General features: G+C 71.6%; 15 protein-coding genes. 8 read left to right on the forward strand and 7 right to left on the reverse strand.

Going from position 1 to position 15002, the window contains the following annotated elements:
* Window positions 1-390: 390 nt before the first annotated feature.
* Both OHS59_RS37065 and OHS59_RS37070 read right to left on the reverse strand, forming a co-directional pair.
* Window positions 391-570 (reverse strand): hypothetical protein, encoded by a 180-nt coding sequence (locus tag OHS59_RS37065; protein ID WP_328497698.1) that lies wholly within the window; start codon window positions 568-570, stop codon window positions 391-393.
* A 124-nt stretch (window positions 571-694) separates the two neighbouring features.
* Window positions 695-970: a winged helix-turn-helix transcriptional regulator gene (locus OHS59_RS37070; protein ID WP_328499501.1), complete on the reverse strand. Its 276-nt coding sequence runs from the start codon at window positions 968-970 to the stop codon at window positions 695-697.
* A 184-nt stretch (window positions 971-1154) separates the two neighbouring features.
* Between OHS59_RS37070 and OHS59_RS37075 the strand changes: the two genes are divergently transcribed.
* Window positions 1155-1715 (forward strand): carboxymuconolactone decarboxylase family protein, encoded by a 561-nt coding sequence (locus tag OHS59_RS37075; RefSeq protein ID WP_328497699.1) that lies wholly within the window; start codon window positions 1155-1157, stop codon window positions 1713-1715.
* A 328-nt stretch (window positions 1716-2043) separates the two neighbouring features.
* On the opposite strand, the gene OHS59_RS37080 is transcribed toward OHS59_RS37075, so the two are convergent.
* A complete protein-coding gene (locus OHS59_RS37080) occupies window positions 2044-2919 on the reverse strand; it encodes an undecaprenyl-diphosphate phosphatase (RefSeq protein ID WP_328497700.1) in 876 nt (291 codons plus the stop codon).
* 308 nt (window positions 2920-3227) lie between these two features.
* Here OHS59_RS37080 and OHS59_RS37085 point away from each other — a divergent pair, with 308 nt between their 5' ends.
* From OHS59_RS37085 to OHS59_RS37095, 3 genes are read left to right on the forward strand one after another with little or no spacing between them, the layout of a single operon-like run.
* Window positions 3228-4508: a Gfo/Idh/MocA family protein gene (locus OHS59_RS37085; protein ID WP_328497701.1), complete on the forward strand. Its 1281-nt coding sequence runs from the start codon at window positions 3228-3230 to the stop codon at window positions 4506-4508.
* Window positions 4505-5470: a PmoA family protein gene (locus OHS59_RS37090; protein WP_328497702.1), complete on the forward strand. Its 966-nt coding sequence runs from the start codon at window positions 4505-4507 to the stop codon at window positions 5468-5470. Before OHS59_RS37085 ends, OHS59_RS37090 begins: the two co-directional genes overlap by 4 nt.
* Window positions 5467-6228 carry a cupin domain-containing protein gene (locus OHS59_RS37095; protein WP_443061562.1) on the forward strand — a complete coding sequence of 254 codons (762 nt, stop codon included), beginning with the start codon at window positions 5467-5469 and terminating at the stop codon, window positions 6226-6228. The genes OHS59_RS37090 and OHS59_RS37095 overlap by 4 nt, the downstream gene beginning before the upstream one ends.
* Window positions 6229-6255: 27 nt before the next feature.
* On the opposite strand, the gene OHS59_RS37100 is transcribed toward OHS59_RS37095, so the two are convergent.
* Entirely contained in the window at window positions 6256-6753 is a 498-nt protein-coding gene (locus tag OHS59_RS37100) for a winged helix-turn-helix transcriptional regulator (RefSeq protein ID WP_328497703.1), read from the reverse strand.
* A gap of 140 nt (window positions 6754-6893) precedes the next feature.
* Between OHS59_RS37100 and OHS59_RS37105 the strand changes: the two genes are divergently transcribed.
* A complete protein-coding gene (locus tag OHS59_RS37105) occupies window positions 6894-8063 on the forward strand; it encodes a thiolase family protein (protein WP_328497704.1) in 1170 nt (389 codons plus the stop codon).
* A 183-nt stretch (window positions 8064-8246) separates the two neighbouring features.
* Here OHS59_RS37105 and OHS59_RS37110 read toward each other — a convergent pair whose 3' ends face one another.
* Window positions 8247-9020: a TVP38/TMEM64 family protein gene (locus OHS59_RS37110; RefSeq protein WP_328497705.1), complete on the reverse strand. Its 774-nt coding sequence runs from the start codon at window positions 9018-9020 to the stop codon at window positions 8247-8249.
* 49 nt (window positions 9021-9069) lie between these two features.
* Between OHS59_RS37110 and OHS59_RS37115 the strand changes: the two genes are divergently transcribed.
* From OHS59_RS37115 to OHS59_RS37125, 3 genes are all read left to right on the forward strand, one after another.
* Window positions 9070-9825 (forward strand): DNA alkylation repair protein, encoded by a 756-nt coding sequence (locus OHS59_RS37115; RefSeq protein WP_328497706.1) that lies wholly within the window; start codon window positions 9070-9072, stop codon window positions 9823-9825.
* 335 nt (window positions 9826-10160) lie between these two features.
* Window positions 10161-11330 carry an elongation factor Tu gene (tuf, locus tag OHS59_RS37120; protein ID WP_328497707.1) on the forward strand — a complete coding sequence of 390 codons (1170 nt, stop codon included), beginning with the start codon at window positions 10161-10163 and terminating at the stop codon, window positions 11328-11330.
* A gap of 151 nt (window positions 11331-11481) precedes the next feature.
* Window positions 11482-12327, forward strand: a complete 846-nt coding sequence (locus OHS59_RS37125) for a spermidine synthase (protein WP_328497708.1) — start codon at window positions 11482-11484, stop codon at window positions 12325-12327.
* 68 nt (window positions 12328-12395) lie between these two features.
* On the opposite strand, the gene OHS59_RS37130 is transcribed toward OHS59_RS37125, so the two are convergent.
* Both OHS59_RS37130 and OHS59_RS37135 read right to left on the reverse strand, forming a co-directional pair.
* Window positions 12396-13685, reverse strand: a complete 1290-nt coding sequence (locus OHS59_RS37130; protein WP_328497709.1) for an MFS transporter — start codon at window positions 13683-13685, stop codon at window positions 12396-12398.
* 134 nt (window positions 13686-13819) lie between these two features.
* Window positions 13820-14857 (reverse strand): hypothetical protein, encoded by a 1038-nt coding sequence (locus tag OHS59_RS37135; RefSeq protein WP_328497710.1) that lies wholly within the window; start codon window positions 14855-14857, stop codon window positions 13820-13822.
* Between the last annotated feature and the right edge of the window lie 145 nt (window positions 14858-15002).

Below are 15002 nucleotides of genomic sequence, written 5' to 3' on the forward strand. Positions count from 1 at the left end.
GAGGGCTCGGGCGCCGAGGGCTTGGCGACACTCGGGTGCTGCGGGTGGCTCGGGCGCCGGGGCGGTAAGGACCGGAGCGGGGAGCCGAGTGGAGGCCATGAGGGTGGCGGGGGTGCCGAGCCGAAGGGCTTCGACGGGTCCCATGAGCGGCGGGCGCCGGGCGGGAGACCGCGTGGGCGGCCGGGGTGCCGAGCCGAAGGGCCGTACGGGCGGCGGCGCCGAGCAGGGAGGGCCGTGCGCGTGGCCGGGGCGTCGGGCCGAAGGGCCGTACGGGGCCGGGTGTCGAGCCGGGAATCCGGAGGGAGGGGATGCGCGGGGCCGTCGGAGCCGGGACGGGTCGGCCGGGCGGCTGGGGCGGGGCTCCTCAGCGAGGTCCGCGCGCCACGGAGTTCAGGCCGCTTCGACGATCTCGTCGCGTACCGCCGCGGCCCACTGCACGACCAGCAGCTCGTACTCGATGCGCTCCTGGGGCGAGAGGTAACCGCCCGCACGTATCCATAACGCTCGGATCTGCTCATTCAGTGCGGCCGCTGACCGCACGGAACCAGGGGTCGGAGAATTGGTGGGCATGCGCATCAGCGTAAGGCCAAGGACTGACGGTGCGCTACCGGATGACTACCCGTGCCGTATGTGCTTGGTCACGCCATAAACGTTTCAGGGCCGCCGAGTTGGGAAACGGGACGGCGGGCGGGCCTCACTGCCGCGCCGCCCAGGTGTGTGACCAGTCGAGCAGCGGGCCCATCGCCGTCACGAGGCCGTCGCCCAGAGGCGTGAGGCGCCAGGTCGATTCGTCCGTGGGGGTGGCGATCCCCGCCTCGCGGAGTTCGGTGAGCCGGGCGGACAGCACGCTGGAGGACATGGCGTCACAGCGCCGCTGGAGATCGCGGAAACCGCTCGGCCCGTCGGCCTGGTGGAGTTCCCAGATCACCCGGAGCGTCCAGCGGCGGCCGAGCAGGTCCAGCGCGGCCATCACCGGACGGCCGGTCTCCGAACCGCGCACCGGCCGGCCGGGACGGGGTGCCGTGCCCAAACCCCCTCCCCTCCATGCCGTTCCATTGCCCGCCGGGTCGACTCACTGAACCGACAACTCTCCGTGCGGGCCTTTGCGTTCCGACTCTTGCGCTTCGAATTCAGAAGCGCAAGAGTCGGGAGTCATGAAGCAACGCATCGACGGCATCACGCCGCCCTACGATCCCGAGTCCGAACGCGCCTTACGCCGCTGGATGCCGCCCGGCGTCACCCAGGAACCCCTGATGCTCTTCAAGGTCCTGCAGCGCCACCCGGAACTCGCCTCCCGAATGCGGGAACTCGGCGCGGGCCTGCTCGTCCAGGGCCTGCTTCCCGACGCGGACCGGGAGCTGGTCATCGTCCGTGTCGCCGCCCGCTGCGGCTGCGACTACGAGTGGGGTGCCCACATGGTGGCGTACGCCGAGGCCGCGGACCTGAGTCCGGAGCAGGTCTCCCTGACCGTGACCGGTGCCCCGGACGACCCGGCCTGGACGCCCCGTCAGAGGGCTCTCCTCGAAGCCGTCGACCAACTCCACGACACGGCCCGCCTCGGCGACGGGGCCTGGACCGCGCTCCGCGACCACCTCGGGGAACAGGAAGCCCTGGAGTTCCTGGTCCTGGCGGGCTGGTACCGCACCATCGCCTACGTGCTCAACGGCCTGGAGATCGAGCGCGAACCCTGGGCGAAACCGTTCCCGACCGGGTGACCCGGTGACGGGGTGACCGGGGGGTGCCGGGCACCCGGGATTTATTCGGGTGCCTTCGGGAGCCCCGCCCGCTACCGTCATCCGTGTCCGGGTGCGAAGGCAGCGGCTCCTTCTCCTTGACAGAGAGAAACGCGGGTTCGAATCCCGTCGCCGGCTCAGGCCGGTGTCGTCCAGCGGCCCAGGACAATTGTGTTGCCGCCGCCGAGTCGGATCTCCGGACACCGAGCACGAAGCCGCCCGCCACGGGGGAATCAGGCGGGCGGCTTCGTTCTGTCCGGAAGTCCGGGACCACTGCGCGCGGCCGCGGGCGCGGGCGTGACCGTGGGCGTCAGCCCGACGACTCCGCCGCGTGCGGGCTCAGCGCACCCGTGGCGACCAGCACGATGATCAGGATGCCGAGCAGGACGCGGTAGTAGACGAACGGCATGAAGCTCTTCGTCGTGATGAACTTCATGAACCACGCGATGACCGCGTAGCCCACCACGAAGGCGATGACCGTCGCGAAGGCCGTGGGGCCCCACGAGACATGGCCGCCCTCACTGGCGTCCTTCAGCTCGAACGCGCCCGAGGCGAGGACCGCCGGGACGGCCAGCAGGAACGAGTAGCGGGCCGCGGCCTCGCGGGTGTAGCCCATCAGGAGTCCGCCGCTGATGGTGGCGCCGGAGCGCGACACACCGGGGACGAGGGCCATCGCCTGGCAGAAGCCGTAGATCAGGCCGTCCTTCACGCTCAGGTCCTTGAGCGTCTTGCGCTCGACCGCGGCCCGGTGCTTGCCGCCCGTCTCGTCACGCGCCGCGAGCCGGTCCGCCACGCCCAGGATGATGCCCATCACGATCAGCGTGGTCGCGGTGACGCGCAGATCGCGGAACGGCCCCTCGATCTGGTCCTTGAGGGTGATGCCCAGCACGCCGATCGGGATCGAGCCGACGATCACGAGCCAGCCCATCTGGGCGTCGTGGTCGCTTCGCATCTCCTTGTTCGTGAGCGAGCGGGACCAGGCCGAGATGATCCGTGCGATGTCCTTGCGGAAGTAGATCAGCACCGCGAGCTCCGTGCCGATCTGCGTGATCGCGGTGAAGGCCGCTCCCGGGTCCTCCCAGCCCGCGAACGCCGCGGTGAGCCGCAGGTGCGCGCTGGAGGAGATGGGCAGGAACTCGGTCAGCCCCTGGACGAGTCCGAGGATGAGGGATTCAAACCAAGACATGAAGTTACGTGATCCAAGTGCTGATGGCGGGAGCGCAGCGAATGGGCGGACGGACGTGCCCTGTTGTGGTCTGCGGTGATCAGGCGCGTCCGGGGCAGCGTAGCGCCCCCAGGTGACCGTGCGACGACAGGGCCTCCCCACCGGTGCTCGCGCGAGGTGACGGGGGTGTTGACCCGCGACGATGCCGCCGTTTACGTTTCCGCGAGGAGTGAAAGCGCTTGCTGCCGCCGGGGCCGTCTCGTGGGCACCGCGACGGGCAGGCGTCCGCCAGATCCGCTGTCACGTCCGTTGGAGTGCTGATCCCGTCCATGCGTACCGCCCGCGACGCCACCGCCAGCAAGACGACCGAGCACGAGGACATCGCGAACAAGAGCCACGAGGACATCGCGAACAAGAGCACGGAGTACCTGAACGCCCCGCGCGAGAGGCGGTCCGCGGTCCCGCTCGACGGCCGCCGCGTCAAGGCCGCCGTCATCGGCACCGGGGCCATCGCCTCCGGCAGTCATCTGCCCGCGCTCGCCGCTCTCGCCGCCGAGGGCGAGGTGGAGATCGTCGCCGCGGTCGACATCGACGCCGACGCGGTCGAGCGCTTCTGCGAGGACGGCGGTGTCCCGCACGGGTACACCGATCTCGACCGGATGCTCGCGGAACAGCGCCCGGACCTCGTCTCCATCTGCACCCCGCCGACCCTGCACCGCGACCAGACCGTCGCCGCGCTGCGCGCCGGTGCCTGGGTGTGGTGCGAGAAGCCGCCCGTGCCGACCCTCGCCGACTTCGACAGCGTGGAGGCGCAGGAGGGCACCGACGGCGGCCCGTACGCCTCCATCGTCTTCCAGCACCGCTTCGGCTCCGGCGCGCGGCACGTACGCCGTCTGATCGCCGACCGGGCCATGGGGCGGCCCCTGGTGGCCCACTGCCAGACCACCTGGTACCGCGACGCCGCCTACTACGCCGTGCCCTGGCGCGGCAAGTGGGAGACCGAGGGCGGCGGCCCCGCCATGGGCCACGGCATCCACCAGATGGATCTCCTGCTCGACCTGCTCGGGCCGTGGAGCGAGGTGCGGGCCATGGCCGGGCGCCTGGTGCACGACGTGCAGACTGAGGACGTCTCCACCGCCCTCGTGCGTTTCGGGAGCGGCGCCCTCGCGACCGTGGTGAACAGCGTCCTCAGCCCGGACGAGGTCAGCCGCATCCGGATCGACTGCGAGCGCGCGACGGTCGAACTCACCCATCTCTACGGGCACGGCAACGACGACTGGACGATCACCCCGGTGCCGGACGCACCGGCCGAGGACGTGGCGGCCTGGCGGGACTTCGGCACCGACGTGCCCAGTTCGCACCTGGCCCAGCTGCGTGACCTCGTCGCGAGCATGCGGGCGGGCGAACGGCCGCGCAGCAGCGGGGCCGACGGGCGCACCAGCCTCGAACTGATCACCGCGCTCTACAAGTCGGCCTTCACGGACACCACCGTCCGGGCCGGCGAGATCGGCCCCGGCGACCCCTATTACACGGCCCTGCACGGTGGCGCGCCCGGCTGGGCACCCGCGACATCCGTGACACCCGCGACGCACGAGGAGGCATCGGCATGACCGCACACGGCACCCCGCGCGACGACCTGCGCATCGTCCATGCCCACGGCGACCGCGTCACGGTCACCGAACCCACCACGGGCGTGGAGCTGTTCAGCTATGTCTACGGTCCGGAGGCGGCCTGGGAGGCCCCGAAGCCGTATCTGCATCCGCTCAGGACGCTCGCGGGCAACGTTGTCACGGACTACCGGCCCAACGACCACCGCTGGCACAAGGGCCTGCAGATGACCGCCTCGCATCTGTCGGGGTCGAACCTGTGGGGCGGCAACACATACGTTCACGGCGAGGGGTATCTCGAACTCCCCGAGCGCGTCGGGTCGATGCGGCACGTCACGTTCGACCAGGTCGAGGCAGTCGAGGCGGTCAGTACGGGATCGGGTGGCGCGGTCATCGCCGAGCGGCTGACCTGGCATCCGTACGACGGCACGCTCTGGGCGGAGGAGGAGCGGCGCGTCGAGGTGCACGACGTGGACCCGGCGTCCGGTTCCTGGGCGCTGACCTGGACGACCTCCGTCACCAACCGCCGTGACGAGCCCCTGCTGTTCGGCAGTCCCACGACGGCCGGGCGCGAGATGGCCGGCTACACCGGCCTGTTCTGGCGCGGCCCCCGCGGCTTCCGGGACGGGCGGATCATCGGCCCCGACGCGGAGGGCCCCGACCTGATGGGGCGGCAGGCGCCTTGGCTCGCCTACTCGGCGGAGCACGACGTCGCCGACGGGCACGCGACGCTCGTCTTCGCGCACGCCCCGGAGAACGACCACACGGGCGAGGGCGGCGCGCACCCCGCCCACTGGTTCGTCCGCAACGAGCCCTTCGCGGCCGTCGCGCCCTCCTTCGCCTTCTTCGACGAACTGGAGCTCGCGCCCGGCGACACGCTCACCCGCCGCTACCGCGTCGTCGTCGCCGACGGTGTCTGGGAACGCGAGGAGATCGGGAAGTACCTGGCGGAGCACCCGTGGTGAGCGCGGCGGAGGGCTCCGCCGGTCCACAGGCAGGCTCCGCCGGTACGCCGGGAGGCTTCGGGGGTCTGCCCGGCGGCGTCGCCGTCTCGCATCTCTCGGTCTACGACTGGCCCGCCGACGACGGCGTGTGCGGTGGAACCCCCCACCTCCATCTGACCTGTTCGGAGGCGTACGTCGTCACCGGCGGGCGGGGCGCGGTGCAGACCCTGACGGCCTCGGGGTACGAGGTCACGCCGCTCGCGCCGGGCACGGTCGCCTGGTTCACGCCCGGCACGATCCACCGCCTCGTCAACGAGGACGACCTGCGCATCACCGTCCTCATGCAGAACAGCGGGCTCCCGGAGGCGGGGGACGCGGTGCTCACGCTGCCGCCCGCGTACCTCACCGACCCGGAGACGTACGCCGCCGCGACCGTCATCCCGGCGGACGCGTCCGAGGGGGAGAAGGAGCGGATCGCCCGCAAGCGGCGCGACCTCGCCCTGGAGGGCTACCGGGTGCTGCGCGAGGCGGACGGGCCGGAGCCCCTCGCCGCCTTCCACCGGGCCGCCGCGGCCCTCGTACGGCCCCGGCTCGCCGAGTGGCGTGAGCGGTGGCGGCGGGGCGCCGAGGCGGCAGCGGCGGCGACGGGCGAGCAGCTCGAACGGCTGGAGCGGGGGGACGTGTCCCACCTCGCCGACGCGGCCGTACGGGCCGAGCAGCCGTCGGCGCACGGGAAGTTCGGGATGTGCGGGCGGCTCGACGTGTACCCGGGGGCGTAGGGCCCGGGAGGCGGGCCGCTGCCCGGCTCAGACCGCCGCGGGCCCGGTGACCGTCCAGCCCGGGGCCTGCGGGTGGGCCGTCAGGTCCTCGTGGCGGACCTCTTCGCCGCACTCGGCGCAGGTGACGACCGGCACCAGTTCGTGGCCGACGACGTGTCCGGTGATGTGTCCGCCGGTGTCTCCGCCGCCGAAGTGTTCCAGCACCATGGGGCGATCGCCGTCATTGAGATGGCGGTCGCCCCACGTCATGAGCGTGAGCAGTACGGGCTCCAGCTCCAGACCGGCCCGGGTGGGCCGGTACTCGAAGCGCGGCGGCTTCTCGCTGTAGGCGACCTTCTCCAGCAGGCCCGCGTCGACGAGCCGCTTAAGCCGCGTCGTCAGTACGTCGCGCGGGGCGCCGATGTTGCGGACCAGCTGGTCGAACCGGGTGGCGCCCAGGGACACCTCGCGCAGCACGAGCAGGGAGTACTTCTCGCCGACGAGGGCGAGCGTGCCGGCGATCGAACAGGGGCGGGCGTCTTTCATCGGACCAGTCTACGGGGTGGGTTGGTTCTTCCAACTTACTCGGTTACTGTGGAGTCACTTAGTGAGTTCGGAAATCAAACCCACCGACTCCGGAAGTGACTCCGGTAGTGATCCGAAACTGACTCCCAGGGGGCCAGACCATGCGTGACGCAGTCATCGTCGAAGCCGTACGCACCCCGATCGGCAAAGGGAAGCCGAACGGTTCGCTCGCCCACGTCCATCCCGTGGAACTCCTCGCCCACACCCTCCGTACGCTCGTCGAGCGGTCCGGTGTCGACCCCGCCCTCATCGACGACGTGATCGGCGGCACCGTCGACCAGGTCGGCGAGCAGGCCATGAACACCACCCGGTACGCCGTCCTGTCCGCGGGCTTCCCCGAGTCGGTGCCCGCGACGACGGTGGACCGCCAGTGCGGGTCCTCCCAGCAGGCCGTGCACTTCGCGGCGCAGGGCATCATCTCGGGGGCGTACGACCTGGTCGTGGCCTGCGGTGTGGAGTCCATGAGCCGGGTGCCGATGTGGTCGAACGTGCCGGAGGGCAAGGACCCCTTCGGGCCCGGAGTGGCCGAGCGGTATCCCGAGGGGCTGATCCCGCAGGGCATCAGCGCCGAGCTGATCGCGGCCAAGTGGTCGATCTCCCGCGAGCAGATGGACGCCTTCGCGGTGGAGTCGCACCGCAGGGCCGCGGCGGCGTGGGAGGACGGGCTGTTCGCCGACGAGGTCGTGCCTCTCGACGGGGTGACGCGCGACGAGTGCGTGCGGCCGGGGAGCAGCACGGAGGTGCTGGCCGGGCTCAAGTCCGCCTACTACGACCCGTCCTTCGGCGAGCGTTTCCCGCAGATCGACTGGAACGTCACCGCGGGAAACGCCAGCCCGGTCAACGACGGTGCCTCGGCCGTGCTCATCACGTCGAGCGAGACCGCGGCGCGGCTGGGGCTGCGTCCGCTGGCCAGGCTGCACAGCTTCGCCGTCACCGGATCCGATCCGCTGCTGATGCTCACCGGAGTCGTACCCGCCACCGAGAAGGTGCTGCGCGGGGCCTCGCTGACCCTCGACGACATCGACCTCTTCGAGGTCAACGAGGCGTTCTCCAGCGTTGTCCTCGCCTGGGGACAGGAGACGGGGGCGGACCTGTCCAAGGTCAACGTCCACGGTGGGGCGATCGCGATCGGGCATCCGCTCGGGGCGAGCGGGGCGCGGCTGACGACCACGCTCGTGCACGCGATGCGGGCTCGCGGGGCCCGGTACGCGCTGCAGACCATGTGTGAGGCGGGGGGTCTCGCCAACGCGATGGTGCTTGAAGGGCTGTAGGGGCGGGTTGCGGGGGTGTGCTGTCGGGTGCGGGCCGACTGTGGCTGGTCGCGCAGTTCCCCGCGTCGCTAAAGGCAGGAGCTGGGACGCAGCCCCACTTTCAGGGGCGCGGGGAACTGCGCGACCAGCCCCCACCGGGCCCGCGGACGACAGCGCACCCCCCCCCGGAGGGGCGGGCCCGCGTCAGCGGGACGGAAAGTGGTGGCGCTTGCGCCAGGCGACGATCGCGCCCGCCAGCGCGGGCAGGGCGATGAAGGCCATGGCGATCAGGAAGGCCGGCGAGGTCGGAGCCGAGGCACGGGCGCCCGCGACGGCGTACGCGGCGGTGTTGGGGATCGAACCCAGCGCCGTCGCGAGGAGGAAGGGGAACCAGCCCATGCGGGACACGGACGCGCAGTAGTTCGCGGCCCAGAACGGCACCCCGGGGAAGAGTCGCGCGGCCATCATCGAGCGGAAGCCGTGCCGGCTGAGCTGTCCGTCCGCGGCCTGCAGCCAGCGTCCGCGCAGCAGCGGCCGCAGCGCGTCCTGTCCGAGCATCCGGCCCAGCCCGAAGGCGATTCCGGCGCCGAGGACCGTACCGGTGATGGCGGCCCCGAGCCCCAGCTGCGAGCCGAAGAGGGCACCCGCTCCGAGGTTGAGGATCGGCCGGGGCACGAACGCGACCGTGCACAGCCCGTACGCCACCGCGAAGACCAGGGCCGCCGCGGCACCGGTCAGCTGGGGCGGCCAGCCGTCCGACAGCAGTCTCTGTGGCTCGAACAGCAGCACCGTTCCGGCGGCCGACAGCAGCAGCACGACCAGCAGCGAGAGCCGGGACCACGGCGAGAGCAGGGCTCTCGTGCAGCGTGCGGCCAGGCCTGTCGGCACGGCGGTGAACTCGACGGGGACGAGTTCTGTCGCGGGAAGCGGGGGAGAGACCGTGGCGGTGCCCCCAGAGCGGGTGGTGGCATCGAGCATCCGGTGACACTAACTGACCTATGTATGTGATCGCCGTATGGTTCGTCTCATGGGCGTCACAGCTTCCGGAACCCCGGACGGCCGTTCGGGGCCGCCGCACAGCGTTCTCGCGGACACCGTGCTGGAGCGGCTGACCGTCACCTACGCCGCCGCAGCCGATCCGGAGCGGGCCGTGACGGCGCGCGCGTACATGAAGGACATCGCCCCTTTCCTGGGCCTGACCACGCCTGATCGCCGCGCGCTGTCCCGCACGGTCCTGACGGGAACGCCCCGGCCGGACGAGGCCGACTGCACGGCGGTGGCGTTGCGCTGCTGGCGGCTGCCGGAGCGCGAGTACCAGTACTTCGCCGTCGACTATCTGCGCCGGCATGTGAGGCGTCTCTCGTCCGGATTCCTGCCCGTGGCCCGTCATCTCGTCTCCACGGCCGCTTGGTGGGACACCGTCGACCTGCTCGCCGCTCATGTGGTCGGCGGGCTCGTGACGGCCGACCCGAAGCTGCGGACCGACATGGACCGGTGGATCGAGGACGACGATCTGTGGGTCGTCCGTACCGCGCTCCTCCACCAGCTCCGCCACAAGGACGCCACCGACACCGAACGCCTTTTCGCCTACTGCGCCCGGCAGTCAGGACACCCCGACTTCTTCGTCCGCAAGGCCATCGGCTGGAGCCTGCGCGAATACGCCAGGACGGATCCGGACGCCGTACGGGAGTTCGTCGAGCGTGAGCGGGACCGCCTCTCGCCGCTCTCCGTGCGCGAGGCGCTCAAGAACATCGGCAGCCACACCAGCAGCATCAGCCCCTGACGTACCAAGCCCCTGACGTACCAGGGGAAACACCCGTAACCAGGCGGTCGGCGCGTGCGAAAAACCATTCGACGCGACCCGGCCCGTCAGCGATGATCGCCTCATGTTCCGGTACGCCTTCCCTCACGCAGCATCCGCGGTCGCGGATGCCACGAAGGCTGCCGTCCCGAACATCGTGGCCGCCGCAGTAGGCACCCGAAGCTGACCCTTCCCGGATCGTCCGGCGGACCCCGCAGGGGGAGGGTCGGCAGGACCTCGGGGTCCCCGTCCCGGCCGTTCGACGCCGGGACCGTCACTCAGCTCCGCTGACACCGAAGAGGCTTCGAGGTACAGCCATGCCCAAGACGGCTTACGTGCGCACCAAACCGCATCTGAACATCGGCACCATGGGTCATGTCGACCACGGCAAGACCACCCTGACCGCCGCCATCACCAAGGTCCTCGCCGAGCGCGGCTCCGGCACCTTCGTCCCGTTCGACCGGATCGACCGGGCGCCGGAGGAGGCCGCGCGCGGCATCACCATCAACATCGCGCACGTCGAGTACGAGACCGACACCCGGCACTACGCGCACGTGGACATGCCGGGCCACGCCGACTACGTCAAGAACATGGTCACGGGCGCCGCCCAGCTCGACGGGGCGATCCTCGTGGTCTCCGCGCTCGACGGGATCATGCCGCAGACCGCCGAACACGTGCTGCTCGCCCGGCAGGTGGGCGTCGACCACATCGTCGTCGCTCTCAACAAGGCGGACGCCGGTGACGAGGAGCTCACCGACCTCGTGGAGCTGGAGGTCCGCGAGCTGCTGACCTCGCACGGCTACGGGGGCGACTCCGTACCGGTCGTACGGGTCTCCGGACTCAGGGCGCTGGAGGGCGACCCCCGGTGGACCGAGGCGATCGGCGCGCTGCTCGACGCCGTGGACACCTATGTGCCCATGCCCGAGCGGTACGTGGACGCGCCGTTCCTGTTGCCGGTGGAGAACGTGCTCACCATCACCGGCCGCGGCACGGTCGTCACGGGCGCGGTCGAGCGCGGCACGATCAGGGTGGGCGACCGCGTCGAAGTGCTCGGCGCCGCCGTGGACACGGTGGTGACCGGTCTGGAGACGTTCGGCAAGCCCATGGACGAGGCGCAGGCCGGCGACAGCGTGGCGCTGCTGCTGCGCGGTGTCCCACGGGACGCCGTGCGCCGCGGACACATCGTCGCGGCGCCCGGCAGCGTCGTCCCCAGCAGCCGCTTCTCCGCGCAGGTCTACGTCCTGTCGGCGCGCGAGGGCGGGCGGACGACCCCGGTGGCCACCGGCTACCGGCCGCAGTTCTACATCCGCACCGCGGACGTCGTCGGTGACGTCGACCTCGGTGAGGGCGCGCTCGCGCGGCCCGGCGACACCGTCACCATGACGGTCGAGCTGGGGCGCGACGTACCGCTGGAGCCGGGGCTGGGCTTCGCGATCCGTGAGGGTGGCCGCACGGTCGGCGCCGGCACGGTGACCGCCGTCGGCTGACCGGTCGGCGCTCGCCGGCTGCCGGGCGGGTGCCCGCCTCCGTCGCGTACGGAGGCGGGCACCCGTGTGTCACCGTCCCGCGGGCCGCCGGTGTGTGAGGCGGGCGGGAAAGGGGCGGGTCCGGTCGTGGCCGCACAGGCACAATGGACGCGTGGACGAGCCGATACCCGTGACCAGGACCGTGGATCACGGGACCGCCAAGCTGATGCCGGACATCGACCGCGAGCGGGCCTGGCTGCTGACGGTCGACGGGGCGCCCCAGTCGTACGTCGACCTGGACGAGCCCACGTACCTGGAGTTCGAGTACGCGCGACGCCTCGGGCACGTCCTCGACTCGGTCGCGGAACCGGGGCTCCCGCTGGACGCGCTGCACCTCGGCGGCGGCGCGCTCACCCTGCCCAGGTATCTCGCCGCGACCCGCCCCGGCTCCCGGCAGGACGTGGTGGAGGCCGACCACGGCCTCCTGGACCTCGTCGTCGAGCATCTGCCCGTACCCGAGGACGCGGGTATCGCGCTGCACGGCGCGGACGCCCGCGCCTGGCTCGAAACGGCCCCCGCCGCCTCGGCCGACGTGCTGATCGCCGACGTCTTCGGCGGCTCCCGGGTTCCGGCGCACCTGACCTCGGTGGCGTACGCGCGGGAGACGGCGCGTGTCCTGCGGGGCGACGGCGTGTACCTGGCCAACCTCGCGGACGCCTCGCCCTTCGCCTTCCTGCGCTCCCAGCTCGCCACGTTCTCCACCGTGTTCGAGGAGCTCGCGCTGATCGCCGAGCCGGGCGTGCTGCGCGGCCGCCGCTTCGGGAACGCGGTGCTCGTCGCCTCGCACCGGCCGCTCGACACCGCCACCCTCATGCGCCGCACGGCCTCCGACGCCTTTCCGGCACGGGTCGAGCACGGGGACGCGCTGCGGATCTTCATCGGGGGCGCCAGGCCCGTACGGGACGAGGACGCGGTGCCGTCGCCGGAGCCGCCGACCGGGGCGTTCAGCATCGGCTGAGAGCGGGAGCCGAAGCCTGAGCCTGGTCGAAGGGTGGGATCGGGACTCAGGGCTCAGGGAGAGGTTGGTCAGCTCTCGGCGCGGGCCGGTTCGGTCTTCGCGGGCATTCCCTGCGTCACTTCCTTCGTGCGCCGGGTCAGATTCCGCACGTCGGGCACGAACAGCACCGCCGCCGTCACCACGACGACCAGCACCGCGCAGCCCCACAGGGCCGCCGAACGGCCGAAGAGGGACTCGGCCGGGCCCGCGAGCGCGGTGGCGAGCGGGACCATGGCGATCGAGCCGAACCAGTCGTACGCCGAGACGCGGGAGAGCTTGTCCTCCGGGATCTCCTGGTGCAGCGCGGTCATCCAGGAGACGCCGAACACCTCGATGGCGACGCCGGTCACGAACATCACCGCGCTCAGGGCGCCGACCGGGAGCGGCACGGCGAGCGCGGCCGACGGCAGGGCGAGCGGGAACACACAGAGCGTTCCGGCGAGGAGCAGCCTGCGGGGCTTCCAGCGCATCATCAGCAGCGCGCCGCCGACGGTGCCCGCGCCGAACGCGGCGAGGGCCAGGCCCCACGGACCGGCGCCGCCGAGACTGTCCCGGGCGACCAGGGGGCCGTACACCGCCTCGGCAGCGCCGACGACGGCGACCACGACCGAGAACTGGGCGACGATCGCCCACAGCCAGGGCCGCCCGACGACCTCCCGCCAGCCGTCGCGCAGATCGGTGAGCAGACCGGTGCCAGGGACCCTGGGCGGTATGTGCCCGACGTCGAGGAAGGCCCGCAGGGAACCCGCGACCGCGAAGGCCAGCGCGTCCACGGCGAGCACCCAGCCCGGCCCGACCAGCGCGACCATGACACCGCCGAGCGCGGCGCCGCCGAGGCCCGCGCCGTGCATCGCCAGGCGGAACACGGCGAAGGCGCGGCCCGCCTGCTTGCCGCTCACCGAGGAGAGCAGCATGCCCTCGGCCGCGGGGTTGAAGAACGCCTGGCCGGTGCCGCCGAGGGCGGTGAGGAGCATCATCTGCCAGAGCTGGGGCTCACCGGCGATCACGAGGACCGCGAAGGCCGCCTGGGAGAGGCAGTTGAGGGTGTTGGCCGCGACCATCACACGGTGCCGGGGGAGGCGGTCCGCGACCGCGCCGCCGATCAGCAGGAAGAGCACGAGGGGCAGGGTGCGGGCCGCCGCCACCAGGCCCACGTCGCCGCCGTCGCCGCCCTCGTCCAGGACGGCGAACGCCGCCGCGATCAACGCACCCTGGCTGCCCAGGTTCGTCACGATCGCGGCGGCGGTCAGCAGGGTGTAGTTGCGGCCCGCCCAGGAGGGGCGGCGCAGTCGGGCGGGAGAGTCGGCGGCGGGATTCACCTGGCGACTATCTCCGCCGACGGGCCGACTTGCCAAACGGATTGTCGGTTGTTCCGATCCGTTTCCGGCCGAGCCCCGCCGTGCGGTCCGTCAGGCGTTCCGGCGGCGGGGCGCGGACGGTTCCCGCGACGGTCTCAGCCGTCGGTCGGGGCGTCCTTGGTGAGGCGCACGGTGCTCAGGATCTTCTGGACGGTCGCCTCGGGGATCTCGTCCTTGACACCCTGGGCACCGAACAGGTTCCAGGTGACGAAGTCGCCCGCGCTGTTCTTGAACGCGAAGGTGATCGCCTTGCCCTCGCTGTCGCACTTGCCCTTCTGCGGCGTGTTGCTGGAGTGCGCGTTGGCGACGCTGCCCTTGAGGCCCGACTTCGTCGTGTAGGCCTTCGCCTTGTCCCACTTCACGCTCTTCTTGTCGGGCTGCGTGTAGCCACCGAAGATCCACCACGGCACGCGGGTCTCGGCCGCCTCGGCCGCGTCCTTGGCGCCGTTCTCGCCGCGCGTTCCGGCGGTGACCAGCGCCGTGTCCTCCTCGCGGCCGTCCTTGTCGCTGTCGCTGGTGCACCACTTGGACTTGAGGTAGGCGGGGGCGGTGACCGTCGTGCGGTCGGTCTTGCCCTTCTCCTCCCACTCGAAGCCGACGCTCGTGTCGGTGCTCTCGATCTCCCACTCGGCGGGCACGTCGAACATCGTGCCGAAGCGGGGATTGATGACGACCTTCCAGCCGGCGACCGTCGGCTTCTCGGCGTCCGTGCCGCGCGGGTTGTCCTCACCGGCGGACGCGGACGAGCTCGGGTCCTTGGCCGCGCTCGACGACGGCGACTGCTTCGCCTTGCCGTCCTTGTCGCCGGCCTCGTCGTCCTTGTTGCCGCCCAGGACAAGCACGCCCGTGACACCGGCCGCGACGACGACCGCCGAGGCGGCCACGATCGCGACGAGCTTCGTCCTGTTCCCGCCGCCGCCCTGCGGGGGCCGCGGGGCACCGGGCTCGGTCCAGCCGGGCTGCCCCGGCTGCGTGTACGGGCCCTGCGGCTGGGGTCCGGTCTGATACCCGGGCTGCTGGAATCCGGGCTGCTGATACGGATTCGGCTGCTGGTACCCCGGCTGCTGGTACGGGTTCTGGTTCGGGTCCTGCGGGTTCTGCTCGCCCCCGGGCGGCTGATTTCCTGGCCACATGGCCCGTAACACTAGTGCCGCACGGGACACGGTTGGGTCACTGCCCCTCGTCAGGCGCGTACCGGATCAGGAGTCAGATGGGTCCTTATGCAGACGTACCGGTACCGAGGAATCCCGTTCGGTGCCCGCAGTAAGGCGCGGCTCA

The sequence above is a fragment of the Streptomyces sp. NBC_00414 genome (genome assembly GCF_036038375.1).
Lineage (GTDB): Bacteria > Actinomycetota > Actinomycetes > Streptomycetales > Streptomycetaceae > Streptomyces.

Coding starts and splice junctions, on each gene's coding strand:
- OHS59_RS37070 (WP_328499501.1), bottom strand. CDS start 970: ATGGCCGCGCTGGACCTGCTCGGCCGCCGCTGGACGCTCCGGGTGATC.
- OHS59_RS37085 (WP_328497701.1), top strand. CDS start 3,228: ATGCGTACCGCCCGCGACGCCACCGCCAGCAAGACGACCGAGCACGAG.
- OHS59_RS37090 (WP_328497702.1), top strand. CDS start 4,505: ATGACCGCACACGGCACCCCGCGCGACGACCTGCGCATCGTCCATGCC.
- OHS59_RS37080 (WP_328497700.1), bottom strand. CDS start 2,919: ATGTCTTGGTTTGAATCCCTCATCCTCGGACTCGTCCAGGGGCTGACC.
- OHS59_RS37065 (WP_328497698.1), bottom strand. CDS start 570: ATGCCCACCAATTCTCCGACCCCTGGTTCCGTGCGGTCAGCGGCCGCA.
- OHS59_RS37100 (WP_328497703.1), bottom strand. CDS start 6,753: ATGAAAGACGCCCGCCCCTGTTCGATCGCCGGCACGCTCGCCCTCGTC.
- OHS59_RS37105 (WP_328497704.1), top strand. CDS start 6,894: ATGCGTGACGCAGTCATCGTCGAAGCCGTACGCACCCCGATCGGCAAA.
- OHS59_RS37075 (WP_328497699.1), top strand. CDS start 1,155: ATGAAGCAACGCATCGACGGCATCACGCCGCCCTACGATCCCGAGTCC.
- OHS59_RS37110 (WP_328497705.1), bottom strand. CDS start 9,020: ATGCTCGATGCCACCACCCGCTCTGGGGGCACCGCCACGGTCTCTCCC.
- OHS59_RS37135 (WP_328497710.1), bottom strand. CDS start 14,857: ATGTGGCCAGGAAATCAGCCGCCCGGGGGCGAGCAGAACCCGCAGGAC.
- OHS59_RS37115 (WP_328497706.1), top strand. CDS start 9,070: ATGGGCGTCACAGCTTCCGGAACCCCGGACGGCCGTTCGGGGCCGCCG.
- tuf (WP_328497707.1), top strand. CDS start 10,161: ATGCCCAAGACGGCTTACGTGCGCACCAAACCGCATCTGAACATCGGC.